Source organism: Streptomyces sp. NPDC048436 (genome assembly GCF_043200355.1).
Classification (GTDB): domain Bacteria; phylum Actinomycetota; class Actinomycetes; order Streptomycetales; family Streptomycetaceae; genus Streptomyces.
On record NZ_JBICXP010000005.1, the window covers coordinates 228,034 to 250,775 of the forward strand.

Sequence of the window (22,742 nt, forward strand, 5' to 3'; positions counted from 1 at the left end):
CTTGAGTTGAACTGATGGGCGGTCATCCCTTTGGGGGTGGCCGCCCTTCGGCGTTTCATCGCCCGCTGCCGAGGCCTTCCTGGAGATGGTGCAGCCGGGTGTGCAGATCGGGGTGCGAGGAGAGCAGCCGGGCGATCAGGCCAGGTTCCTGGAGCGGCGAACCCAGAGTCGCCGCCGTGGCCCGCTCGGCTTCCTCGCCCGCTTGTTCTTTGCGCAGCACCGCCATGAGCTGGGGAGCGAAGCCGAGAGCGGCGGCGTGCTGGTCGGCGCGGAGTTCCGATCGGCGGGACACCGCTGCCACCAGGTACGGCGTGACCAGAGGCAGGAAGACCAGGCCGTACGTAGCGACCGCGACGGCGATCACGGCGGAGCCCACCAGGGCGACCACGACAGCCGCGGCGCCCACGGAGAGCCGGTCGATGAGGGAGGCGAGCCGGAACAGGAGGCGCCAGGTGAGCCGTCCCGGCAGCGCGTACCAGTAGGTGAGCAGGGAGGCCCATGCGTGTCCCCTTGTGTGGTGGCCGAGTTCATGGGCGAGTACGCCGCCGAGCTGGGCGGACGGTAATTCGTTCAGCGAGTGCCTTGTGACCCCGACGATGTGTCCGGCGGCAGCCATGGCGTTGACGTCGTCGCTGTCCTCGACCCACAACTGGTAGGCGTCACCGTTCACCCCGGCACGCGCCGTCACCTCACGCCAGACCGGCCCGAACCGTCGGCTTTCCTCCGGCGTCGGATATCGGAGGCCGAAGAGGTGGCGGGCCAGGACACGTTCGCTGGGGCGGTGGAAGACGAGCGCTCCGCTCAGGGCCCAGATACCGACAGGGGCCCACCAAGGAAGGCCCAGGAGGGCATCGATGACGTACGACACGAGGAAGACGACAGCCGCGCTCATGGCCACATGAGGAAGGTGGAGCAGCAGGCTGCCGAGGGTGAGGGCGTCCGCGCGGCGTTGTCGGGCCGTGATGTGGACGCGTCCCTTGCGGACGGCGAGGTCGTCCGGGTCGGGTATCTCGGGTTCGTCAGGCGGGGACATGGTGCTCCTTCCGGGGGCGTGTCAGGTGATGAGCAGCGATCCGGGAAGCAGGAGTGAGGCGCAGCCGAAGGCGATCAGACCGGTGCGTATCCACAGGTGCTTGCGGGCCACGATGCGGCTGGTCTCGGTGAGGGTGGTGAGGAGGCCGTCGGCGGGATTGCGCCCGGTTTCCGTGAGGGCGGCATTGAGCTGTCCGGCTTGCGCGGCCCGCTGTACGTCGCCGAAGTAGGTGAGCGGTTCACCCGGGCTCCAGCGGCTTCTCCGGTAGCGGGGGACCACGGCCAGGAGCAGGGAGAGCAGGGCGGTGACGAGGGAGGCCACCCCGCCCCACCACAGGGCGGTCGCGGGGGCCGAGAGCAGCGAGGGGCTCCAGTGTCGGCTTGCCAGGAGACCGCCGAGCAGCCCGGCGGACATGCTGAGCGCTCCGACCAGCACGGTTGCCTTGGAGTCGGCGCGGGCGATTTCGGTACGGAGGTCGGCGAGCAACTGTGCGCCCGCCCGGGCCCCGGGACCGCCCGCGATGGTCATGTCGGGCGCTCCGGCCGCTTCTCGGTCGGTGGCTGTGGCGGCAACTCCGGGTAGGGAGGAGCGAGTTCGCCCTCCGGTGCGGCCGTCGACTTCAGGATGTCCGTCATCCGCCGCGCGATGAGCCGGTGGGGTTCTTCCAGCTGATAGTCCTCCAGGCCCTTGCTCTCGAGGACCTGGTCGATCAGATGGAGCTGGGTCTGTACGAGCTCCGCCTGGTCGGCGCGGAGATGGTCCAGGACCAGTTTGGTGTCGTCGCGGTGCTCGGCCAGGTGCAGCGCCAGGGCGCCGATGCCGTCCTTGGCCAGGCAGTCCTCGTAGAACTTGATCTTCTCGGCCATGCGCTGCCGGTCGTGCCGGTCGTGCAGCACCGCCACCTCGTGCTCGGGCACGGCGGCCTCCCCTTCGTGCAGGGCTGCCCGCAGCCGGTCCTGATGGGCGCGCTCGGAGGCGTCGCGCCGCAACCGTACGGAGCAGGTGACCCGCAGGCCCTCGCGGTCGCCGACCCGGGGGTCCCGGTCCACCGCCTGCTGGACGGCGCGCTCGGCGTCGGCGCTCGCGCCGATGGCGTGGCGGCGGCCTGCCTCACGCATCAGCGGCAGGAGCTCGCGGGTGAGGAGTGCGGGTACATCGCGCTCCTGGCTGATCACGAAGCGCTCCGGAACAGCGACGCGCCAGGTGATGTCCGCGGTGGCCTCGAACTCGAAGCTGTCCACCGTGCTGGGCAGGCGGACACGCGCCGAGAAGGAATGCGGGTCCGTGTTCACCTCGTACAGCGCGACGTACCGACGGACAGAGGTGGGCCGGGCGGGCGGGGGGAACGTCTCGTACGCCCCTTTGCGTGTCACGAAGACCAGGGTGTGGTCGATGCGGCCGGTGAAGCGGCGCCCGCCGAGGCTCAGTCGTGGCAGCTGCCACACGGTGAGCACCGGGTCGGTCAACTGCGAGTACTTCACGGTGGGTTCGGGTCGCTGTTCCAGCCAGTCGGGCTCGTCGGGCCGCACGTGGATGTCTTCCATGATCGGACTCCTTGGTGAGAGGTCAGGGCGCGGAGACCGCCGACTGGAGCCGTCGGCTCGCCTGCGGTATCCCACCGTCGGCGGCGCGCACCGTACGCAGCAGATGGCCGATGCGCTGTCGGTCGGTGGGTGTGGTGGCGATGGCGGGGAGCAGTGCGGTGAGCGCCGCCTCGGTTGCCGGGTCCCGGTCGGCGATGCGCACCCAGTCGCGCAGCACGCCCAGTGCCCCCGAGGTGTGGGCGCGGTCGTTGAGCGCGGTATGCCAGAAGGTGGCCAGATGCCGGGCTTCCTCGGTGGCGTCCTGCACGGTGGCGCGGGCGTACCAGCCGAGGACCAGCGGCCGGTCGCCGTCCTCTTCCGGCTGCTCGCAGGCGTGGAGAAACGCGAGCAGTGCGTGATCCCGGACCGCGTGGTCGTCGCGGACGTACTCGGCGAGGCGGGCGAGGACCGGCCCCTCCACGGCCAGGAGCAGCAGCTCCAGGGCGTCCACGAGCTGCAGCGCCTCCTCCTGCTCGCCCTCCTCTTCCGTGTCGTCCCACTGCTGCTGGCCTGCGACGTCGAGCAGGGCCTGGAGGGCCTCCTCGTGGAGCACAGGGCCAAGCAGGCCGTACGCGCGAATGGCCGTCCAGCGGCGGCTCTCGTTCTCGCCCGTGCACCAGCTGTGCAGGATCTGGGGCACCGTGGGCACTTTCAGGAGTACGGCCAGGGTGAGGGCGTTCGCTGCGTTCAGCCATGCGCCGAAGCTGTTGGCATCGGCCCAGGGCTCGATGAGCAGTGCCAACGCGGACGGGAGGTCCGCGGCTGCCAGCAGTGCGGCGGCCGCGGCGGCGCGGGTACGCACGAGGGGGCGGCCGTCACCGGCGAGCTGCTCGATCCAGGCGACAAGGGCGGGGCGCGCGGAGGGGTGGAGGTTCCACACTTCGTGGAGCAGGGCCCGTGGGATGTCCCGGTTCTGGAAGCCCGCGACGAACTGCGCGACCGCGCCCCACTCGGTCACCTCCGTGCCCATGTGACCCTGTGCGCGTGCCAGTTGGAGGCGGTCGGCCCGTGTGCTGCCGAAAACGGGGATGCGGGGTGGCTCGTGGGGGTCCTCGGTCTTCTGCAGCAGCGCGAAGAGGCGGTCGCCGAGCTCGGCGGTCACCGCGTACGAGGCTCCGTCGAAGACGGCGAGCGAGATGAGGAACGCCTTGTCGCGCAGCGGGGGCTGTTCGCCGGTGAGCCACTCGGTGACCTGGGCTGCGATGTCGGCCCTCCCGTGGGCAGCGAGCTCCTGCTCACTGGTCTCGCCGTGGTGCAGGGCGGAAAGGCGCCGCGCGAACCGGGCGATCTCGTCGGGCCGGTGCTCCCGGTCGAGGAACTCTTGTACGGGCGGCAGCCGGCGCAGGGCCAGCCACGCGGTCGCTCCGACGGACTGGGTGACGTGGGAGCGCAGCATGTCCTCCACCGGCGGAGGTTCCCAGCGCACGGACGGTACGTCGCCGAGCGCCGCCGACGGCTCGATCGTGATCACCAGATGTCCGTCGGCGCGCTCCAACTGCTCGCGCATGCTGCGCAGATGGAGCTCCCGCAGGGGGCGGCTCCGGCTGGTCGCCAGGTTGCACAGGACGTATCCGGCGGCGCCTTCCAGGTGCTCGCGCAGCGCCGCGGGGGAGGTGCCGGGTTCGAGGTCGCGCATCCGCTCGACGCCCAGTCGGAGCAGCAGCATCATCGCGGCGGAGCGGCGGCCCGTCGCGTGTCCCCCGGAGAGGACCACGACGCGTTCGGTCCGTAGCCGGCCGAGCGCCTCGTCAAAGCTGGGGCAGCTCTGGAAGACCGCCGAGAGCGCCTCGATCTCGGCCCGGGGGATGGGCCCGGACGCAGGGCCGCTTGTGGCGTCGGCGGAGCCCCCGAACTGATAGATCACGTTGCCTTGCACATAGCCGCCGCTGACTCCGTACTGGTCCCGTTCGACCAGGCTGGAGACGAAGGACGGGGCATGCTCGATCAGGTCTCGCCGGGCGGCCCAGGCCTTCTGGCGCTGTTCTTGTGCGTCGGGCGTCTCTTCCTGTTTCGGATCATTCTTCTGGTCGTTGCCCTCGGTGGTCGAGTCCGCCGTGGCCGTGCCTTCTGCCTCGTCCTGGCTCATCGGCCGTCCCCTCGGCCGAAGCGATAGTGGACGTCGCCCTGTACGTGGCTGTTGCCGCCGTACTGGTCGCGCCCGATGTGGGTGGTGTTGTGCTGCACTCCCGGGGAGACCCCCTTCGGGGTCGTGTCTTCGTACGAGGGGGTTGTCGCGGCGGTAACGGCGTCGCCGTGCAGCCAGGCGACCGTCGGCCCCTCTTTCGCCTCGACCGTGATCCGATGAAACTCCTCGGGCCGCACGCCCAGAGGGCCGTGCCGCACCACCCCCTGGTACACGCCGTCGGACACGCACAGCACGCTGTGGTCCTGCCGCCCCCGCAGCGCATCCCGCAGGGGGGCCGCGTCCAGCAGCCGACAGGCGTGATTGAGGTCCGAGCCGACCCAGCCGTTGAGCTCGTCCACGGCGACGTAGCCGGTGGACAGCACGATGCGCAGGCGCATCTGGGCACTGTTCGAGATCAGCCGGTTCTTGTTGTGCAGCAGCGCGGGGGTATCGGTCAGCAGGGTCTTCAGTACCGCGGGTACCGGGACCTGGGCTTCGATGAGTTCCATGACGGAGTCGCCACGGTCCGCGCGCAGCCGGACGGTCTCACTGACGCCCGCCGCCGCGAGGGTCTGGTCGGCGACGTCGTACAGAAGGCGTCGCAGGAAGGCCTGCTCCACGTCGTCGCGCTTGCCGAACTGTTCGATGTCGAAGAGCAGGATCGTGCGGTTCACGGGCTCGGTCATGTCTGCCTCTCACCGATTCGGTTCCGTTGACCAGCACGATGGCGGGCCGGGGCGAGACGGCAGAGGGACGTTGACGCGTACGAACTGTGACCACATGCACAGAGTGACCGTCGGCTACGGATCTTTTACGGAGTGCTACTGCTGCCGACGATGCGGCGCAGGATGTCGGGGCGGACGACGACGATGCGGCGACGGCTCGTGACGACGACCTGCCGGTCACGCAACTCCTTCAGGAGCCGGGCGACCGCCTCGCGCGAGGCCCCGACCGAACCGGCGAACTCCTGCTGGCTGAGAGGGACGGTGAGCTCGATGCCCTCCGGGGTCCGCGTGCCATGCGTGCGTACGAGGTCGAGCAGCAGCACCGCAAGGCGCTCGCGCACCGAGAGCGCCGCCCACTCGAGACGGCGGCGGTCGGTCGAGCGCTGCCGGTCGGTGGCCAGGCCGAGGAGCTTGAGCGCCACCTGAGGGCTGTCGGTGAGGAACCGCGTGAAGCGGCCCTGCTCGATGGCCACCGCCTCGACCTGCTCCAGCGCGGTCACGGTCGCCGAGCGGCCACGGCCGCTGAGTGCGGCACCCTCGCCGACGATGTCGCCGGGGCCACGCAGGGCGAGGAGGGCCTCGTAGCCGTTGACCGCGGTCGCCGTGACCTTGGTCCAGCCCTGGAGGAGCAGCAGTACGTGGGTGGAGGGCTCGTCCTGGCGCATGATGACGCCGCGTGCGGGATAGCGCAGGGGGCGGCCGATCGCGAGCAGCGCGGTCCGGTCGTCTCTCTCCAGACGTGCGAGGAAGGGCACCCGATCGTCTAAGCCGTCATCTTCCCCTACGTGCGCCTGCCCCCCGGCCATCCCGCTGCCCCCGTGTTCACGTGCGCCGATGCCATTGATCTCGCAACCAGTCAACGTACTTGAGGCGGCCGTTCGGGGAACGGGCGGCAATCGGCCCCTCTGGCCGAGACCGGTCACATGGGAGCCGAAAAGCCCGGCGTGTCGCCCCCCACCGCATTTGTTTTGACCGAACCCGATGAGGTAGGTACGCTCAGACCTTGTGCCTGGGGTGTGCCTGGGCTCGCGCGCGTGTCCTCAACCGCATCGTGAGTCCGAGAACGGCCACCGTAAATCTGCGCCTCTCTTCGCCTTGCGGCGGGAGTCTGCAGGATTCGACACACCCGACCGCGTGGGTCGGTGAATGTTCCAGGTTAGCTTTACCATTCGGCACACAGAAACCGGAGAAGTAGTGCCTACGATCCAGCAGCTGGTCCGGAAGGGCCGGCAGGACAAGGTCGAGAAGAACAAGACGCCCGCGCTCGAGGGATCGCCCCAGCGCCGCGGCGTCTGCACGCGTGTGTTCACGACCACCCCGAAGAAGCCGAACTCGGCCCTGCGTAAGGTCGCGCGTGTGCGTCTGACCAGCGGGATCGAAGTCACCGCTTACATTCCGGGTGAGGGACACAACCTGCAGGAGCACTCCATCGTGCTCGTGCGTGGTGGCCGTGTGAAGGACCTGCCGGGTGTTCGCTACAAGATCATCCGCGGCTCCCTTGACACCCAGGGCGTCAAGAACCGCAAGCAGGCCCGCAGCCGCTACGGCGCCAAGAAGGAGAAGTAAGAATGCCTCGTAAGGGCCCCGCCCCGAAGCGCCCGGTCATCATCGACCCGGTCTATGGTTCTCCTCTGGTGACCTCCCTCATCAACAAGGTGCTGCTCAACGGCAAGCGCTCCACCGCCGAGCGCATCGTGTACGGCGCCATGGAGGGCCTGAAGGAGAAGACCGGCAACGACCCGGTCATCACCCTCAAGCGCGCGCTCGAGAACATCAAGCCGACCCTCGAGGTCAAGTCCCGCCGTGTCGGTGGCGCGACCTACCAGGTCCCGATCGAGGTCAAGCCGGGCCGAGCCAACACGCTCGCCCTGCGCTGGCTCGTCGGTTACTCCCGCGCCCGTCGCGAGAAGACCATGACCGAGCGTCTGCTCAACGAGCTCCTCGACGCCTCCAACGGCCTTGGTGCCGCTGTGAAGAAGCGCGAGGACACCCACAAGATGGCCGAGTCCAACAAGGCCTTCGCGCACTACCGCTGGTAGTCGCTACCCACATCGAGACCGAGAGAAGACTGAGCCGATATGGCTACCACTTCACTTGACCTGGCCAAGGTGCGCAACATCGGCATCATGGCTCACATCGACGCGGGCAAGACGACGACCACCGAGCGGATCCTGTTCTACACCGGTGTCTCGTACAAGATCGGTGAGGTCCACGACGGCGCCGCGACGATGGACTGGATGGAGCAGGAGCAGGAGCGTGGCATCACGATCACCTCTGCTGCCACCACCTGTCACTGGCCGCTGAACGACGTCGACCACACCATCAACATCATCGACACCCCGGGCCACGTCGACTTCACCGTCGAGGTAGAGCGTTCGCTCCGTGTGCTCGACGGTGCCGTGACGGTGTTCGACGGCGTTGCCGGTGTCGAGCCCCAGTCCGAGACTGTCTGGCGTCAGGCGGACCGCTACGGCGTCCCGCGCATCTGCTTCGTCAACAAGCTCGACCGCACGGGTGCCGAGTTCCACCGCTGCGTCGACATGATCATCGACCGCCTCGGTGCGACCCCGATCGTCATGCAGCTGCCCATCGGCGCAGAGGCTGACTTCAAGGGTGTCGTCGACCTCGTCACGATGAAGGCCTTCGTCTGGTCCGCAGAGACCAAGATGGGCGAGGCGTACGACATCGTCGACATCCCGGCGACGCACGCCGAGGCCGCTGAAGAGTGGCGCGGCAAGCTCCTTGAGGCTGTCGCCGAGAACGACGAGCAGATGATGGAGCTGTACCTCGAGGGCCAGGAGCCCACCGAGGAGCAGCTGTACGAGGCCATTCGCCGCGTCACCATCGCCTCCGGCAAGGGCGGCGACACCACTGTCACCCCCGTGTTCTGCGGCACCGCGTTCAAGAACAAGGGCGTCCAGCCCCTGCTCGACGCGGTCGTGCGTTACCTCCCGTCGCCCCTGGACGTCGAGGCCATCGAAGGCCACGACGTCAAGGACCCCGAGGTCGTCGTCAAGCGCAAGCCTTCGGACGACGAGCCGCTTTCGGCTCTCGCGTTCAAGATTGCGAGCGACCCGCACCTCGGCAAGCTCACCTTCGTCCGGATCTACTCCGGTCGCCTCGAGGCCGGCACCGCGGTGCTGAACTCGGTCAAGGGCAAGAAGGAGCGCATCGGCAAGATCTACCGGATGCACGCGAACAAGCGTGAGGAGATCGAGTCGGTGGGCGCCGGTGACATCGTCGCCGTCATGGGCCTGAAGCAGACCACCACCGGTGAGACGCTGAGTGACGACAAGAAGCCGGTCATCCTGGAGTCCATGGACTTCCCGGCGCCGGTCATCGAGGTCGCCATCGAGCCCAAGTCCAAGGGTGACCAGGAGAAGCTGGGTGTAGCCATCCAGCGTCTCTCGGAGGAGGACCCCTCCTTCCGCGTTCACTCGGACGAGGAGACCGGCCAGACCATCATCGGTGGTATGGGCGAGCTTCACCTCGAGGTGCTCGTCGACCGCATGAAGCGCGAATTCCGCGTCGAGGCGAACGTCGGCAAGCCGCAGGTCGCGTACCGCGAGACGATCCGCAAGACCGTCGAGCGTCACGACTACACGCACAAGAAGCAGACCGGTGGTACCGGTCAGTTCGCCAAGGTGCAGATCGCGATCGAGCCCATCGAGGGCGGCGAGTCCTCGTACGAGTTCGTGAACAAGGTCACCGGTGGCCGCATCCCCCGGGAGTACATCCCGTCGGTGGACGCGGGTGCGCAGGAGGCCATGCAGTTCGGCATCCTGGCGGGCTACGAGATGACTGGCGTCCGCGTCACCCTTCTCGACGGTGGCTACCACGAGGTCGACTCCTCCGAGCTCGCCTTCAAGATCGCCGGTTCGCAGGCGTTCAAGGAGGCCGCGCGCAAGGCCAGCCCCGTGCTGCTCGAGCCGATGATGGCCGTTGAGGTCACCACGCCCGAGGACTACATGGGCGACGTCATCGGCGACATCAACTCCCGCCGTGGCCAGATCCAGGCCATGGAGGAGCGCAGTGGCGCCCGTGTCGTGAAGGGCCTCGTGCCCCTCTCGGAGATGTTCGGCTACGTCGGAGACCTCCGCAGCAAGACCTCGGGTCGCGCAAGCTACTCGATGCAGTTCGACTCCTACGCCGAGGTTCCGCGGAACGTCGCCGAGGAGATCATCGCGAAGGCCAAGGGCGAGTAACGCACCGCGTCCCACGCTTTAGGCTTGACACCGAACGCCGGGGTTTTCCCGGAAGGGCGAAACCCCGGCGGACGGCTTCCCAGCAAAGATCACCTGGCGCCGATGAGTAAGGCGTACCAGAACCACTCCGCAGGAGGACCCAGTGGCGAAGGCAAAGTTCGAGCGGACTAAGCCGCACGTCAACATCGGCACCATCGGTCACATCGACCACGGTAAGACGACCCTCACGGCCGCCATTACCAAGGTGCTGCACGACGCGTACCCGGACCTGAACGAGGCCTCGGCCTTCGACCAGATCGACAAGGCTCCCGAGGAGCGCCAGCGCGGTATCACGATCTCGATCGCGCACGTCGAGTACCAGACGGAGACGCGTCACTACGCGCACGTCGACTGCCCCGGTCACGCCGACTACATCAAGAACATGATCACGGGTGCCGCGCAGATGGACGGCGCCATCCTCGTGGTCGCCGCCACCGACGGCCCGATGCCGCAGACCAAGGAGCACGTGCTCCTGGCCCGCCAGGTCGGCGTTCCGTACATCGTCGTCGCCCTGAACAAGGCCGACATGGTGGACGACGAGGAGATCCTGGAGCTCGTCGAGCTCGAGGTCCGTGAGCTCCTCTCCGAGTACGAGTTCCCGGGCGACGACCTTCCGGTCGTCAAGGTCTCGGCGCTCAAGGCGCTCGAGGGCGACAAGGAGTGGGGTGAGTCCGTCCTCAACCTGATGAAGGCTGTCGACGAGTCCATCCCGGAGCCCGAGCGTGACGTCGACAAGCCGTTCCTGATGCCGATCGAGGACGTCTTCACGATCACCGGTCGTGGCACCGTCGTCACCGGTCGTATCGAGCGTGGCATCCTCAAGGTCAACGAGACCGTCGACATCATCGGCATCAAGACCGAGAAGACCACCACCACGGTCACCGGTATCGAGATGTTCCGCAAGCTGCTCGACGAGGGCCAGGCCGGTGAGAACGTCGGTCTGCTCCTCCGTGGCATCAAGCGCGAGGATGTCGAGCGCGGCCAGGTCATCATCAAGCCCGGTTCGGTCACGCCGCACACCGAGTTCGAGGCCCAGGCCTACATCCTGTCGAAGGACGAGGGTGGCCGTCACACCCCCTTCTTCAACAACTACCGCCCGCAGTTCTACTTCCGCACCACGGACGTGACCGGCGTCGTGACCCTCCCCGAGGGCACCGAGATGGTCATGCCGGGCGACAACACTGAGATGACCGTTGAGCTCATCCAGCCCGTCGCGATGGAAGAGGGCCTGAAGTTCGCCATCCGTGAGGGTGGCCGGACCGTCGGCGCCGGCCAGGTCACCAAGATCAACAAGTAAGCTTCTCGCTTGCTTGCGGATCGGGGTAACCCGGTTGCTCTGAACTGAGCGCATCGCAGTACAGGCAGTACACGCAGTAACGGAAGGGCCCGTACGACTTCGGTCGTACGGGCCCTTTTGTGTGTGGGGGATCCGCTCATTGGTAGCGGGGCAGGTCCTCGGTCGAGATCGTCCACTCGGCGACGGTGACGTCTTCCCCGTAGACGAAGTCTTTGCGGGTCGCGTAGTCCCGCGTCTTGCTCACCCAGTCGTTGTCCGGGTTGGAGCGCGAGACGATTTCGATCGCGGCGATGAGCGTACGGGGATCGAAGGAATCCTGGACGTCCATGTCCGCCTCGGCGATCACCATGATGTCCGGGTGCCGCATGATTCCACCGGGCTCGTCCTCCACGTCGGGTGTCCCTGTATGAGCCACCAGCTCTTCCGGCATCACCTTCTCCAGGCGCTTCCGGACGCGCAGGGCGGTCAACTCGTGGGGTCCGACCCGCGACAACATGTCGTGGACGATCCCTTCCTGGGTGATCTCAAATTTTCCCGGAAGGGCGTCTCCCATCTGTACGACGGCTTCGCGCATCGCCTGGTACTGGGAGCTGCCCTGTCGTGCGCTGTGCGGGGTGACGGTCATGGCGTGCGCTCCTCGTCTGCGCCCGGGGGGCAAGGGTCGTCACGTTCATGCTAGGCGGCCTCCTTTCCATCGGGACGGCAGTCGCGGCAGCGGTCCGGGGCGGGGCCGCGGAAGGCTCGGTCGCAGGTGTCGCAGTTCTGGAGCGGATGCCGGACGGGTGGCACGGAGGCCGCCACGGGTGAGGGAGGCAGCAGCGCCGTCAGGCGGTGGGCCAGGAGGGCGGCCGGGCGGCGTGGGCCCTCGGGTGGCAGGTCGTGGGTGAGGGCGTGGCGTACGGCATCGGGGGCCACGTCGCGTTCCAGCCAGGCGGCGACGCCGGGGGTGAGGTGGGTGGTGTCGCGGGCCGAGAGGAGGAGGCGGGGGTCGTGGTGGCGCAGGTCCGTGAGGAGGTCGGTCGCCTGGCGCAGGAGGGCCGGGGCCGAGTAGGCCGGATGCGGCACGGCGGGGAGGGGGCGGGCCTGTTTACGCCGCTGCGGGGGTGGGTGTGGAGCTGGGTGCTCGCCGGTCTCGGGCGGAAGGGGCCGAGTCGGGGCGTGCGTGCGCTGTGGGGTCGTGTGCGGCTGGTTGCAGAAGGTCGTGCGGGTGACGATGCGGCCCGCGGGGGTGCGTTCGCGTTCGCGGCGCAGGTAGCCGTGGGTCTCCAGCTCGCGCAGCGCGGCGGCGATGCGGGTCGTGCCCTCGGGGAAGCGGGCGGCCAGCGTCTTGATGTCGGCGCGGGCCCCGGCGGGCAGCGACTGGATGTGGCAGCCGATGCCGATCGCCAGGAGGGAGAGCTCCGGGTGCTGGGTGAGGTGGTTGCCGATCACCGTGAAGCGGGTGGTGTGGCGGGTGCTGTCGTGAGAGATGCCGCCGGAGGGGCGTCGCCGCGCGTCCTGGCCGCCGCGGGGGCGCCGGGTCGCTCGTGCGTGGGATTGACTGCCGCCGGTGGCGGACTGGGAGCGCAGGGGCGCGCTAGGGTTTTGGGTGTCCATCGGGAAGCCCTTATCTTCCTCGGTGGTCAGGCCCTCGCCTTGGGATGCCAGTCCCGGCGGGGGCCGTCGCATGTCTGGGGTTGTTTTGCCTACTGGCGCTGAGAGTAGGGCAGTCGGGGGATCGGAAAGCCAGCTGAGCCGGTGATGTTCACTCGCGTGAGTGAGCGGGGTCCTGGAGGTTGCCGACGGCATGCGGGCGGGCGCTCCGACGGGCGGGGCGGGGCGGGGTGGGGTTCGGTGAGGTTCTTTCTCCCTCACGTTCCTTGGGGAGGCGCCAAGGGCACCGGAGCACGAGGGTGCGGGTTCCGGTGGTGTGGGGATCAGCTCGGCTCGGCCCGGACGGTCTTGCGGGGGAGCGGCCTTTCGGGGCGTACGAAGGGCCGGCCATGGGGGCCCAGGTTTGATCTGCGTCACCCACCGGGTACGCTGCCCAGCTTCGATTAGCCAGGCCCGTGCCCCGTATGGCAGACTGTCGGGGTTGCTCGGTTGAGTTGCCGATGCTGCGCGCCTCCCGCCGGGAGGACCGGAAGCGAGTCCCACAGTACTCGTCGCCCCATCTGCCGTAAGGCAGCACTGGAGCGGACGTACGGGAATCTTCTGGGAAGCGTGGGCGGGGTGCCAGCCAGGCACCCGGTGGGTTTCTTCTCCCCGGTTCCGCGGTCCTGGGCCGCGATCCCACAGCAGTGGATTTCCTTCGGGAGATTTCGTTAGTGAGATTGCGACACGCCCGACCGCGTGGGTCGGTCAGAAGATGAGTTGAACACCGGGTTCCAGAGCGTTTTCGAGAGACAGGACTACCAAGTAGCCATGGCGGGACAGAAGATCCGCATCCGGCTCAAGGCCTACGACCACGAGGTCATCGACTCTTCGGCGAAGAAGATCGTCGAGACGGTGACGCGTACTGGTGCGTCGGTCGCAGGCCCGGTGCCGCTGCCCACTGAGAAGAACGTGTACTGCGTCATCAAGTCGCCGCACAAGTACAAGGACTCGCGCGAGCACTTCGAGATGCGCACTCACAAGCGCCTGATCGACATCCTCGACCCGACGCCCAAGACCGTTGACTCGTTGATGCGCCTGGACCTTCCGGCCGGCGTCGACATCGAGATCAAGCTCTGAGAGGCGCGGAGAAGATGGCAAAGCAGATCAAGGGCGTCCTGGGCGAGAAGCTCGGCATGACCCAGGTCTGGGACGAGAACAACCGTGTCGTCCCGGTCACTGTCGTCAAGGCTGGGCCCTGCGTCGTTACCCAGGTCCGTACGAATGACTCCGACGGCTACGAGTCGGTCCAGATCGCCTTCGGCGAGATCGACCCTCGCAAGGTGAACAAGCCCCTCAAGGGTCACTTCGCCAAGGCCGACGTGACCCCCCGCCGCCACCTGGTGGAGATCCGCACCCCTGACGCCAGCGAGTACACGCTGGGCCAGGAGGTGACTGCCGAGACGTTCGAGTCCGGCGTCAAGGTTGACGTCACGGGCAAGAGCAAGGGCAAGGGCTTCGCCGGTGTCATGAAGCGTCACAACTTCAAGGGACTCGGCGCCGGTCACGGCACCCAGCGCAAGCACCGCTCTCCCGGTTCCATCGGTGGCTGCGCCACCCCGGGCCGTGTGTTCAAGGGCCTCCGCATGGCGGGCCGTATGGGCAACGAGCGGGTCACCACCCAGAACCTGACCGTTCACGCCGTTGACGCGGAGAAGGGCCTGCTCCTCATCAAGGGCGCAGTTCCCGGTCCGAACGGTGGCCTCGTCCTGGTCCGTACCGCGGCCAAGGGGGTTTGAGGAACCGATGAGCACCATTGACATCCTTTCGCCGACAGGCGACAAGACCGGGACCGTCGAGCTCCCCGCGGAGATCTTCGACGTCGAGAAGATCAGCATTCCGCTGATCCACCAGGTCGTTGTCGCCCAGCTGGCCGCTGCCCGTCAGGGCACGCACAAGACCAAGCGCCGCGGTGAAGTCCGCGGTGGTGGCAAGAAGCCGTACCGCCAGAAGGGCACCGGCCGCGCGCGCCAGGGTTCGACCCGTGCGCCGCAGTTCGCCGGCGGTGGCGTCGTCCACGGCCCGCAGCCGCGTGACTACTCGCAGCGGACCCCGAAGAAGATGAAGGCCGCGGCCCTGCGCCACGCCCTCACCGACCGGGCCCGCAACGCTCGTATCCACGTTGTCACCAACGTGGTCGAGGGCGACATCTCCACCAAGGCCGCGAAGACGCTGCTCGGCAAGGTCAGCGAGCGTAAGAACGTGCTCCTGGTCATCGACCGGGCGGACGAGACTTCGCTGCTCTCCGCCCGCAACCTGCCCCAGGTGCACATCCTGGAGCCGGGCCAGCTGAACACGTATGACGTGCTCGTCTCGGACGACGTGGTCTTCACCAAGGCCGCCTTCGAGTCCTTCGTGTCTGGCCCCAACAAGGCCGATGAGACCGAAGGGAGCGAAGCCTGATGGCTACGCGTCACCCGAGCATCGCCCCCAAGGCGGCCAAGGCCGCCAAGGCAGCGCGCATCGCCAAGGCGAAGCGCCACGCCACCGAGGGCAAGAACACCGTTGAGACGCCGCTGAGCAAGAGCTTCACGGACCCCCGTGACGTCCTCGTCAAGCCGGTCGTCTCTGAGAAGAGCTACGCGCTTCTCGACGAGGGCAAGTACACCTTCGTCGTTGCGCCCGGCGCCAACAAGACCCAGATCAAGCAGGCCGTCGAGGCGGTCTTCTCGGTCAAGGTCACCGGGGTCAACACGATCAACCGGCAGGGTAAGCGCAAGCGGACCAAGACCGGTTTCGGCAAGCGCGCTGACACCAAGCGCGCCATCGTGACCCTCGCTGAGGGCGACCGTATCGACATCTTCGGCCAGGCCTCCTAACGGAGCGCCCTGGTCCGAATATCGGACGAGGACTGAGAAATGGGAATCCGCAAGTACAAGCCGACGACGCCGGGCCGCCGTGGCTCCTCCGTCGCCGACTTCGTCGAGGTCACGCGGTCCACGCCGGAGAAGTCGCTGGTCCGCCCGCTGCACAGCAAGGGCGGCCGTAACAACGCCGGTCGTGTGACCGTTCGCCACCAGGGTGGCGGACACAAGCGCGCCTACCGAGTGATCGACTTCCGTCGTCACGACAAGGACGGCGTGCCGGCGAAGGTCGCGCACATCGAGTACGACCCGAACCGCACCGCGCGCATCGCGCTCCTGCACTACGCGGACGGCGAGAAGCGCTACATCCTGGCCCCCCGCAACCTGTCGCAGGGTGACCGGGTCGAGAACGGACCGGGCGCGGACATCAAGCCGGGCAACAACCTGGCCCTCCGCAACATCCCGGTCGGTACGACCATCCACGCCATCGAGCTGCGGCCCGGCGGCGGCGCGAAGTTCGCCCGCTCCGCGGGTGCCTCCGTGCAGCTGCTCGCGAAGGAGGGCTCGATGGCCCACCTTCGTATGCCGTCCGGTGAGATCCGTCTGGTCGACGCCCGCTGCCGCGCCACGATTGGCGAGGTCGGCAACGCCGAGCAGTCGAACATCAACTGGGGCAAGGCCGGCCGTAAGCGCTGGCTGGGTGTTCGCCCGACCGTTCGCGGTGTGGCGATGAACCCGGTCGACCACCCGCACGGTGGTGGTGAGGGCAAGACCTCCGGTGGTCGCCACCCGGTCTCGCCGTGGGGTCAGAAGGAGGGTCGTACTCGTTCGCCGAAGAAGGCGAGCAGCAAGTACATCGTCCGCCGCCGCAAGACGAACAAGAAGCGCTAGGAGCGGGTTTAGATGCCGCGCAGTCTCAAGAAGGGACCCTTCGTCGACGGACACCTCATCAAGAAGGTGGATGTCCAGAACGAAGCAGGTTCCAAGAACGTCATCAAGACCTGGTCCCGTCGCTCGATGATCGTCCCGGCCATGCTCGGCCACACGATCGCGGTGCACAACGGCAAGACCCACATCCCGGTGTTCGTCACCGAGGCGATGGTCGGCCACAAGCTCGGCGAGTTCTCGCCGACTCGCACCTTCCGCGGCCACGTCAAGGACGACCGGAAGTCGAAGCGCCGCTAGCGCGGGGTGGAACGACTATGACTTACACCGAAGGGACAACCATGGAAGCCAGGGCCCAGGCGCGGTACATCCGCGTCACGCCCATGAAGGCCCGCCGAGTGGTGGACCTCATCCGTGGCATGGATGCCACGGAGGCTCAGGCGGTCCTGCGTTTCGCCCCGCAGGCCGCGAGCGTGCCGGTTGGCAAGGTGCTTGACAGCGCCATCGCCAACGCTGCACACAACTACGACCACAGTGACGCCTCTTCGCTGGTCATCAGCGAGGCGTACGTGGATGAGGGCCCGACCCTGAAGCGGTTCCGTCCGCGTGCTCAGGGCCGTGCCTACCGGATCCGTAAGCGGACCAGCCACATCACCGTGGTCGTCAGCAGCAAGGAAGGAACCCGGTAATGGGCCAGAAGGTAAACCCGCACGGGTTCCGGCTCGGCATTACCACCGACTTCAAGTCGCGTTGGTACGCCGACAAGCTGTACAAGGACTACGTCAAGGAAGACGTCGCCATCCGTCGGATGATGACGTCCGGCATGGAGCGCGCCGGCATCTCGAAGGTTGAGATCGAGCGCACCCGTGACCGCGTGCGGGTGGACATCCACACCGCGCGTCCCGGCATCGTCATCGGCCGCCGTGGCGCCGAGGCCGACCGCATCCGCGGTGACCTCGAGAAGCTCACGGGCAAGCAGGTCCAGCTGAACATCCTCGAGGTCAAGAACCCCGAGGTCGACGCTCAGCTGGTCGCGCAGGCCGTTGCAGAGCAGCTGTCCTCCCGCGTCTCCTTCCGTCGCGCCATGCGTAAGAGCATGCAGTCGACGATGAAGGCCGGCGCCAAGGGCATCAAGATCCAGTGTGGTGGCCGTCTCGGCGGCGCCGAGATGTCTCGCTCGGAGTTCTACCGCGAGGGCCGCGTGCCCCTGCACACCCTCCGTGCGAACGTCGACTACGGCTTCTTCGAGGCCAAGACGACCTTCGGCCGTATCGGCGTGAAGGTCTGGATCTACAAGGGCGACGTCAAGAACATCGCCGAGGTCCGCGCCGAGAACGCCGCGGCCCGTGCGGGTAACCGCCCGGCCCGTGGTGGCGGCAACGACCGCCCGGCCCGTGGTGGCCGTGGTGGCGAGCGTGGCGGCCGCGGCCGCAAGCCGCAGCAGCAGTCCGCGCCGGCTGCCGAGGCCCCCAAGGCCGACGCTCCCGCCGCAGCTGCCGCTCCGGCTGAGAGCACCGGAACGGAGGCCTGACCGACATGCTGATCCCTCGTAGGGTCAAGCACCGCAAGCAGCACCACCCCAAGCGCAGCGGTATGTCAAAGGGTGGTACGCAGGTTGCGTTCGGCGAGTACGGGATTCAGGCCCTCACTCCGGCGTACGTGACCAACCGCCAGATCGAGGCGGCTCGTATCGCGATGACCCGCCACATCAAGCGTGGCGGCAAGGTCTGGATCAACATCTACCCGGACCGTCCGCTGACGAAGAAGCCCGCCGAGACCCGCATGGGTTCCGGTAAGGGTTCCCCCGAGTGGTGGGTCGCGAACGTCAAGCCCGGACGGGTGATGTTCGAGCTGTCCTACCCGAATGAGAAGACTGCGCGTGAGGCGCTTACCCGCGCTGCTCACAAGCTTCCGATGAAGTGCCGGATTGTTCGGCGCGAGGCAGGTGAGTCGTGATGTCGGCCGGTACCAAGGCGTCCGAGCTGCGCGAACTGGGTGACGAGGAGCTTCTCAACAAGCTCCGCGAAGCCAAGGAAGAGCTGTTCAACCTCCGCTTCCAGGCGGCGACCGGTCAGCTCGAGAACCACGGTCGGCTCAAGGCCGTCCGAAAGGACATCGCGCGGATCTACACCCTGATGCGTGAGCGCGAGCTGGGCATCGAGACGGTGGAGAGCGCCTGATGAGCGAGAGCAACGTGACTGAGACCAAGACTGACCGCGGATTCCGCAAGACCCGTGAGGGCCTGGTCGTCAGCGACAAGATGGACAAGACCGTCGTCGTCGCTGTCGAGGACCGTGTGAAGCACGCGCTGTACGGCAAGGTCATCCGCCGTACGAACAAGCTCAAGGCGCACGACGAGCAGAACGCTGCCGGCGTCGGCGACCGCGTCCTCCTGATGGAGACGCGTCCGCTGTCGGCGACCAAGCGCTGGCGCATCGTCGAGATCCTCGAGAAGGCCAAGTAAATCTCCCAGGGGTATCCCTAGGAGTTCGTTCCGCCAGGCTCGGCAGGGGCCCTCTCGTAAGAGAGAAGCCCCTGCCGGGAACCGGCAGACAATCAGGAGATAGACGTGATCCAGCAGGAGTCGCGACTTCGGATCGCCGACAACACGGGTGCGAAGGAAATTCTCACCATTCGTGTTCTCGGTGGCTCGGGTCGCCGCTACGCGGGTATCGGTGACGTCATCGTCGCCACCGTCAAGGACGCGATCCCCGGTGGCAACGTGAAGAAGGGTGACGTCGTCAAGGCTGTCATCGTTCGCACCGTCAAGGAGCGCCGCCGTCCCGACGGCTCGTACATCCGCTTCGACGAGAACGCCGCCGTCATTCTGAAGAACGACGGCGACCCTCGCGGCACCCGTATCTTCGGCCCCGTCGGCCGTGAGCTGCGCGAGAAGAAGTTCATGAAGATCATCTCGCTCGCGCCGGAGGTGCTGTAAGCATGAAGATCAAGAAGGGCGACCTGGTTCAGGTCATCACCGGTAAGGACAAGGGCAAGCAGGGCAAGGTCATTGCCGCTTACCCGCGCGACGAGCGCGTCCTGGTCGAGGGTGTCAACCGGGTCAAGAAGCACACGAAGGCCGGCCCGACCGCCAGCGGTTCGCAGGCCGGCGGCATCGTGACCACCGAAGCCCCTGTCCACGTCTCCAACGTCCAGCTGGTCGTGGAGAAGGACGGCAACAAGGTCGTCACGCGTGTCGGTTTCCGCTTCGACGATGACGGCAACAAGATCCGCGTTGCCAAGCGGACGGGTGAGGACATCTGATGACGACCACCACCACTCCGCGTCTGAAGACGAAGTACCGCGAGGAGATCGCGGGCAAGCTGCAGGAAGAGTTCTCGTACGAGAACGTCATGCAGACCCCGGGTCTCGTCAAGATCGTGGTCAACATGGGTGTCGGCGACGCCGCCCGTGACTCGAAGCTCATGGACGGTGCCGTCCGTGACCTGACCACCATCACGGGTCAGAAGCCGGCCATCACCAAGGCCCGGAAGTCCATCGCGCAGTTCAAGCTGCGCGAGGGTCAGCCGATCGGCTGCCACGTCACGCTCCGTGGCGACCGCATGTGGGAGTTCCTGGACCGCACCCTGTCGCTCGCGCTTCCGCGCATCCGCGACTTCCGTGGTCTGTCCCCCAAGCAGTTCGACGGCCGTGGCAACTACACCTTCGGTCTCACGGAGCAGGTCATGTTCCACGAGATCGACCAGGACAAGATCGACCGCGTCCGGGGTATGGACATCACCGTGGTCACCACGGCGACCAACGACGCTGAAGGCCGTGCCCTTCTCCGTCACCTCGGCTTCCCCTTCAAGGAGGCGTAACCGAGATGGCGAAGAAGGCACTTATTGCCAAGGCTGCTCGTAAGCCCAAGTTCGGTGTGCGCGGCTACACCCGCTGCCAGCGCTGTGGCCGTCCGCACTCCGTGTACCGCAAGTTCGGCCTCTGCCGCGTGTGCCTTCGTGAGATGGCTCACCGTGGCGAGCTGCCGGGCGTGACCAAGAGCTCCTGGTAATTCCCCTCTGTCCTTAGGGACTTGGGAATTACTGGAGGCTCTCGGTAAGTATCTGGTCGGTAGGCGACCCACCTCTCCATGCCTTAGGCTAGGAGGGTTGGGCGCCTGCCGCCCTGACCGACTTACTACGCCGTAGGTCCCCGCGCCGCACCCGTCCCGCCTCTGAGTGGGGAGAGGGATGGCGCAGATAGGAAACCACGGCGAGAGAGGCCGAAGGCCAATTCATGACCATGACTGATCCGATCGCGGACATGCTGACTCGTCTGCGTAACGCGAACTCGGCGTACCACGACACCGTGTCTATGCCGCACAGCAAGATCAAGTCTCACATCGCGGAGATCCTCCAGCAGGAGGGCTTCATCACGGGCTGGAAGGTCGAGGACGCCGAGGTTGGCAAAAACCTCGTTCTCGAGCTGAAGTTCGGCCCGAACCGTGAGCGCTCCATTGCGGGCATCAAGCGGATCTCCAAGCCCGGTCTCCGGGTTTACGCGAAGTCCACCAACCTGCCGAAGGTGCTCGGCGGCCTGGGCGTGGCGGTTATCTCCACGTCCCACGGTCTGCTCACCGGCCAGCAGGCAGGCAAGAAGGGCGTAGGTGGGGAAGTCCTCGCCTACGTCTGGTAGTCGGGAACGGAGGAATAGCTAATGTCGCGTATTGGCAAGCTCCCCATCACGGTTCCCGCCGGCGTGGACGTCACCATCGACGGCCGGACGGTCGCGGTTAAGGGCCCCAAGGGTTCCCTTTCCCACACTGTCGTCGCGCCGATCGATGTCGCTAAGGGTGAGGACGGCGTCCTGAACGTCACCCGCCCGAACGACGAGCGTCAGAACAAGGCCCTGCACGGCCTGTCCCGCACGCTGGTGGCGAACATGATCACCGGCGTGACCACGGGTTACGTGAAGAAGCTCGAGATCAGCGGTGTCGGTTACCGCGTACTCGCGAAGGGCTCCAACCTGGAGTTCTCGCTGGGTTACAGCCACCCGATCCTGGTCGAGGCCCCCGAGGGCATCACCTTCAAGGTGGAGTCCGCGACCAAGCTTTCGGTCGAGGGCATCGACAAGCAGAAGGTCGGCGAGGTTGCGGCCAACATCCGCAAGCTGCGCAAGCCCGACCCGTACAAGGCCAAGGGCGTCAAGTACGAGGGCGAAGTCATCCGGCGCAAGGTCGGAAAGGCAGGTAAGTAAGCCATGGCATACGGTGTGAAGATCGCCAAGGGTGACGCTTACAAGCGTGCCGCCAAGGCCCGCCGCCACATCCGCATCCGCAAGAACGTGTCGGGTACGGCGGAGCGTCCGCGCCTCGTCGTGACTCGCTCGAACCGCAACATCGTTGCTCAGGTCATCGACGACCTCAAGGGTCACACCCTTGCGTCCGCGTCGACCCTGGACACCACGATCCGCGGTGGCGAGGCCGACAAGTCCGCGCAGGCCAAGCAGGTCGGCGCGCTCGTTGCTGAGCGTGCCAAGGCCGCGGGTGTCGAGACCGTCGTGTTCGACCGCGGTGGCAACAAGTACGCCGGGCGCATTGCCGCTCTGGCGGACGCCGCCCGCGAAGCCGGGCTGAAGTTCTAAGCCCCGGTTCCGGAGCTAGCGGACGTAACAGAGAGAGGTAATTCCAATGGCTGGACCCCAGCGCCGCGGAAGCGGTGCCGGTGGCGGCGAGCGGCGGGACCGGAAGGGTCGCGACGGTGGTGCTGCCGCCGAGAAGACCGCATACGTTGAGCGCGTTGTCGCGATCAACCGTGTCGCCAAGGTAGTCAAGGGTGGTCGCCGTTTCAGCTTCACCGCGCTGGTCGTGGTGGGCGACGGTGACGGCACCGTAGGTGTCGGATACGGCAAGGCCAAGGAAGTTCCCGCGGCCATCGCCAAGGGCGTTGAAGAGGCCAAGAAGAGCTTCTTCAAGGTTCCGCGTATCCAGGGCACCATCCCGCACCCGATCACGGGCGAGAAGGCCGCAGGCGTCGTCCTGCTCAAGCCTGCTTCCCCCGGTACCGGCGTTATCGCCGGTGGCCCGGTGCGTGCTGTGCTCGAGTGCGCCGGCGTGCACGACATCCTGTCGAAGTCGCTCGGCTCGTCCAACGCGATCAACATCGTGCACGCGACCGTGGCGGCCCTCAAGGGCCTGCAGCGTCCCGAGGAGATCGCGGCTCGCCGTGGTCTGCCCCTCGAGGACGTCGCCCCCGCGGCTCTGCTTCGTGCACGTGCGGGAGCGGGTGCGTAATGGCCCGTCTCAAGATCACGCAGACGAAGTCGTACATCGGCAGCAAGCAGAACCACCGCGACACACTGCGTTCGCTCGGGCTCAAGCGCCTGAACGACGTGGTCGTCAAGGAAGACCGCCCCGAGTTCCGCGGAATGGCTAACACCGTCCGCCACCTCGTGACGGTTGAGGAGGTCGACTGA

The 22,742-nt window shown here is 66.9% G+C and carries 32 protein-coding genes; 24 read left to right on the forward strand and 8 right to left on the reverse strand.

Going from position 1 to position 22,742, the window contains the following annotated elements; all coding sequences use genetic code 11:
- Positions 1-55: 55 nt before the first annotated feature.
- The 6 genes from ACGFX9_RS19535 to ACGFX9_RS19560 form a co-directional block, all read right to left on the reverse strand.
- Entirely contained in the window at positions 56-1,033 is a 978-nt protein-coding gene (locus ACGFX9_RS19535) for a M48 family metalloprotease (protein WP_393473088.1), read from the reverse strand.
- Between the two features lie 21 nt (positions 1,034-1,054).
- A complete protein-coding gene (locus ACGFX9_RS19540) occupies positions 1,055-1,561 on the reverse strand; it encodes a Pycsar system effector family protein (protein ID WP_393473091.1) in 507 nt (168 codons plus the stop codon).
- Entirely contained in the window at positions 1,558-2,577 is a 1,020-nt protein-coding gene (locus ACGFX9_RS19545; protein WP_393473094.1) for a hypothetical protein, read from the reverse strand. The genes ACGFX9_RS19540 and ACGFX9_RS19545 overlap by 4 nt, the downstream gene beginning before the upstream one ends.
- Before the next feature lie 22 nt (positions 2,578-2,599).
- Positions 2,600-4,702, reverse strand: coding sequence for a hypothetical protein (locus ACGFX9_RS19550; protein WP_393473097.1), 2,103 nt, complete (start codon positions 4,700-4,702; stop codon positions 2,600-2,602).
- Positions 4,699-5,427, reverse strand: coding sequence for a hypothetical protein (locus ACGFX9_RS19555; RefSeq protein ID WP_393473100.1), 729 nt, complete (start codon positions 5,425-5,427; stop codon positions 4,699-4,701). Before ACGFX9_RS19555 ends, ACGFX9_RS19550 begins: the two co-directional genes overlap by 4 nt.
- A 125-nt stretch (positions 5,428-5,552) precedes the next feature.
- Positions 5,553-6,272 carry a Crp/Fnr family transcriptional regulator gene (locus ACGFX9_RS19560; protein WP_393473103.1) on the reverse strand — a complete coding sequence of 240 codons (720 nt, stop codon included), beginning with the start codon at positions 6,270-6,272 and terminating at the stop codon, positions 5,553-5,555.
- Positions 6,273-6,660: 388 nt separating this feature from the next.
- Between ACGFX9_RS19560 and rpsL the strand changes: the two genes are divergently transcribed.
- From rpsL to tuf, 4 genes are all read left to right on the forward strand, one after another.
- Positions 6,661-7,032, forward strand: coding sequence for a 30S ribosomal protein S12 (gene rpsL, locus ACGFX9_RS19565; protein ID WP_003948652.1), 372 nt, complete (start codon positions 6,661-6,663; stop codon positions 7,030-7,032).
- Positions 7,033-7,034: 2 nt separating this feature from the next.
- Entirely contained in the window at positions 7,035-7,505 is a 471-nt protein-coding gene (gene rpsG / locus ACGFX9_RS19570; protein WP_055553483.1) for a 30S ribosomal protein S7, read from the forward strand.
- Positions 7,506-7,544: 39 nt separating this feature from the next.
- The gene (gene fusA / locus ACGFX9_RS19575) at positions 7,545-9,671 is read left to right on the forward strand and encodes an elongation factor G (protein WP_393473106.1); all 2,127 of its coding nucleotides are present in this window, start codon (positions 7,545-7,547) and stop codon (positions 9,669-9,671) included.
- 142 nt (positions 9,672-9,813) lie between these two features.
- Complete coding sequence (gene tuf / locus ACGFX9_RS19580; RefSeq protein ID WP_351170407.1) at positions 9,814-11,007, forward strand: elongation factor Tu; 1,194 nt, start codon at positions 9,814-9,816, stop codon at positions 11,005-11,007.
- A gap of 136 nt (positions 11,008-11,143) precedes the next feature.
- Here the strand turns inward: tuf and ACGFX9_RS19585 are convergent, their stop codons facing one another.
- Positions 11,144-11,632, reverse strand: coding sequence for a Uma2 family endonuclease (locus tag ACGFX9_RS19585; RefSeq protein WP_393473109.1), 489 nt, complete (start codon positions 11,630-11,632; stop codon positions 11,144-11,146).
- 50 nt (positions 11,633-11,682) lie between these two features.
- Positions 11,683-12,603 (reverse strand): helix-turn-helix domain-containing protein, encoded by a 921-nt coding sequence (locus ACGFX9_RS19590; RefSeq protein WP_393473112.1) that lies wholly within the window; start codon positions 12,601-12,603, stop codon positions 11,683-11,685.
- 807 nt (positions 12,604-13,410) lie between these two features.
- On the opposite strand from ACGFX9_RS19590, the gene rpsJ reads away from it, so the two are divergent.
- The 20 genes from rpsJ (at position 13,411) to rpmD (ending at position 22,742) form a co-directional block, all read left to right on the forward strand.
- The gene (gene rpsJ, locus ACGFX9_RS19595; RefSeq protein ID WP_003948644.1) at positions 13,411-13,719 is read left to right on the forward strand and encodes a 30S ribosomal protein S10; all 309 of its coding nucleotides are present in this window, start codon (positions 13,411-13,413) and stop codon (positions 13,717-13,719) included.
- 14 nt (positions 13,720-13,733) lie between these two features.
- Entirely contained in the window at positions 13,734-14,378 is a 645-nt protein-coding gene (rplC, locus tag ACGFX9_RS19600; protein WP_393473115.1) for a 50S ribosomal protein L3, read from the forward strand.
- A gap of 7 nt (positions 14,379-14,385) precedes the next feature.
- Entirely contained in the window at positions 14,386-15,042 is a 657-nt protein-coding gene (gene rplD / locus ACGFX9_RS19605) for a 50S ribosomal protein L4 (protein WP_393473118.1), read from the forward strand.
- Complete coding sequence (rplW, locus tag ACGFX9_RS19610) at positions 15,042-15,458, forward strand: 50S ribosomal protein L23 (RefSeq protein ID WP_393473121.1); 417 nt, start codon at positions 15,042-15,044, stop codon at positions 15,456-15,458. The genes rplD and rplW overlap by 1 nt, the downstream gene beginning before the upstream one ends.
- Positions 15,459-15,497: 39 nt before the next feature.
- On the forward strand, positions 15,498-16,334 hold the full coding sequence (rplB, locus tag ACGFX9_RS19615; RefSeq protein WP_393473123.1) for a 50S ribosomal protein L2: 837 nt from the start codon (positions 15,498-15,500) through the stop codon (positions 16,332-16,334).
- Between the two features lie 12 nt (positions 16,335-16,346).
- On the forward strand, positions 16,347-16,628 hold the full coding sequence (gene rpsS, locus ACGFX9_RS19620; RefSeq protein ID WP_160506662.1) for a 30S ribosomal protein S19: 282 nt from the start codon (positions 16,347-16,349) through the stop codon (positions 16,626-16,628).
- 41 nt (positions 16,629-16,669) lie between these two features.
- Entirely contained in the window at positions 16,670-17,017 is a 348-nt protein-coding gene (rplV, locus tag ACGFX9_RS19625; RefSeq protein WP_016645177.1) for a 50S ribosomal protein L22, read from the forward strand.
- The gene (rpsC, locus tag ACGFX9_RS19630; RefSeq protein WP_160506663.1) at positions 17,017-17,859 is read left to right on the forward strand and encodes a 30S ribosomal protein S3; all 843 of its coding nucleotides are present in this window, start codon (positions 17,017-17,019) and stop codon (positions 17,857-17,859) included. Before rplV ends, rpsC begins: the two co-directional genes overlap by 1 nt.
- 5 nt (positions 17,860-17,864) lie before the next feature.
- Entirely contained in the window at positions 17,865-18,284 is a 420-nt protein-coding gene (gene rplP / locus ACGFX9_RS19635; protein ID WP_135332557.1) for a 50S ribosomal protein L16, read from the forward strand.
- Positions 18,284-18,508, forward strand: coding sequence for a 50S ribosomal protein L29 (gene rpmC, locus ACGFX9_RS19640; protein ID WP_005481220.1), 225 nt, complete (start codon positions 18,284-18,286; stop codon positions 18,506-18,508). Before rplP ends, rpmC begins: the two co-directional genes overlap by 1 nt.
- Positions 18,508-18,792: a 30S ribosomal protein S17 gene (rpsQ, locus tag ACGFX9_RS19645; protein ID WP_055564830.1), complete on the forward strand. Its 285-nt coding sequence runs from the start codon at positions 18,508-18,510 to the stop codon at positions 18,790-18,792. The genes rpmC and rpsQ overlap by 1 nt, the downstream gene beginning before the upstream one ends.
- A gap of 105 nt (positions 18,793-18,897) precedes the next feature.
- Positions 18,898-19,266: a 50S ribosomal protein L14 gene (gene rplN / locus ACGFX9_RS19650; protein WP_073768975.1), complete on the forward strand. Its 369-nt coding sequence runs from the start codon at positions 18,898-18,900 to the stop codon at positions 19,264-19,266.
- Between the two features lie 2 nt (positions 19,267-19,268).
- On the forward strand, positions 19,269-19,592 hold the full coding sequence (gene rplX / locus ACGFX9_RS19655) for a 50S ribosomal protein L24 (RefSeq protein WP_160506664.1): 324 nt from the start codon (positions 19,269-19,271) through the stop codon (positions 19,590-19,592).
- Positions 19,592-20,149 carry a 50S ribosomal protein L5 gene (rplE, locus tag ACGFX9_RS19660; protein WP_249588332.1) on the forward strand — a complete coding sequence of 186 codons (558 nt, stop codon included), beginning with the start codon at positions 19,592-19,594 and terminating at the stop codon, positions 20,147-20,149. The genes rplX and rplE overlap by 1 nt, the downstream gene beginning before the upstream one ends.
- A gap of 5 nt (positions 20,150-20,154) precedes the next feature.
- The gene (locus ACGFX9_RS19665) at positions 20,155-20,340 is read left to right on the forward strand and encodes a type Z 30S ribosomal protein S14 (protein WP_003948630.1); all 186 of its coding nucleotides are present in this window, start codon (positions 20,155-20,157) and stop codon (positions 20,338-20,340) included.
- 224 nt (positions 20,341-20,564) lie between these two features.
- Positions 20,565-20,963, forward strand: a complete 399-nt coding sequence (gene rpsH, locus ACGFX9_RS19670) for a 30S ribosomal protein S8 (protein WP_317874225.1) — start codon at positions 20,565-20,567, stop codon at positions 20,961-20,963.
- A gap of 21 nt (positions 20,964-20,984) precedes the next feature.
- Positions 20,985-21,524: a 50S ribosomal protein L6 gene (gene rplF, locus ACGFX9_RS19675; protein WP_393473126.1), complete on the forward strand. Its 540-nt coding sequence runs from the start codon at positions 20,985-20,987 to the stop codon at positions 21,522-21,524.
- 3 nt (positions 21,525-21,527) lie between these two features.
- Positions 21,528-21,911 (forward strand): 50S ribosomal protein L18, encoded by a 384-nt coding sequence (gene rplR / locus ACGFX9_RS19680; RefSeq protein ID WP_344522013.1) that lies wholly within the window; start codon positions 21,528-21,530, stop codon positions 21,909-21,911.
- Between the two features lie 46 nt (positions 21,912-21,957).
- On the forward strand, positions 21,958-22,560 hold the full coding sequence (gene rpsE / locus ACGFX9_RS19685; protein WP_383319529.1) for a 30S ribosomal protein S5: 603 nt from the start codon (positions 21,958-21,960) through the stop codon (positions 22,558-22,560).
- Positions 22,560-22,742 carry a 50S ribosomal protein L30 gene (gene rpmD / locus ACGFX9_RS19690; RefSeq protein WP_041985698.1) on the forward strand — a complete coding sequence of 61 codons (183 nt, stop codon included), beginning with the start codon at positions 22,560-22,562 and terminating at the stop codon, positions 22,740-22,742. Before rpsE ends, rpmD begins: the two co-directional genes overlap by 1 nt.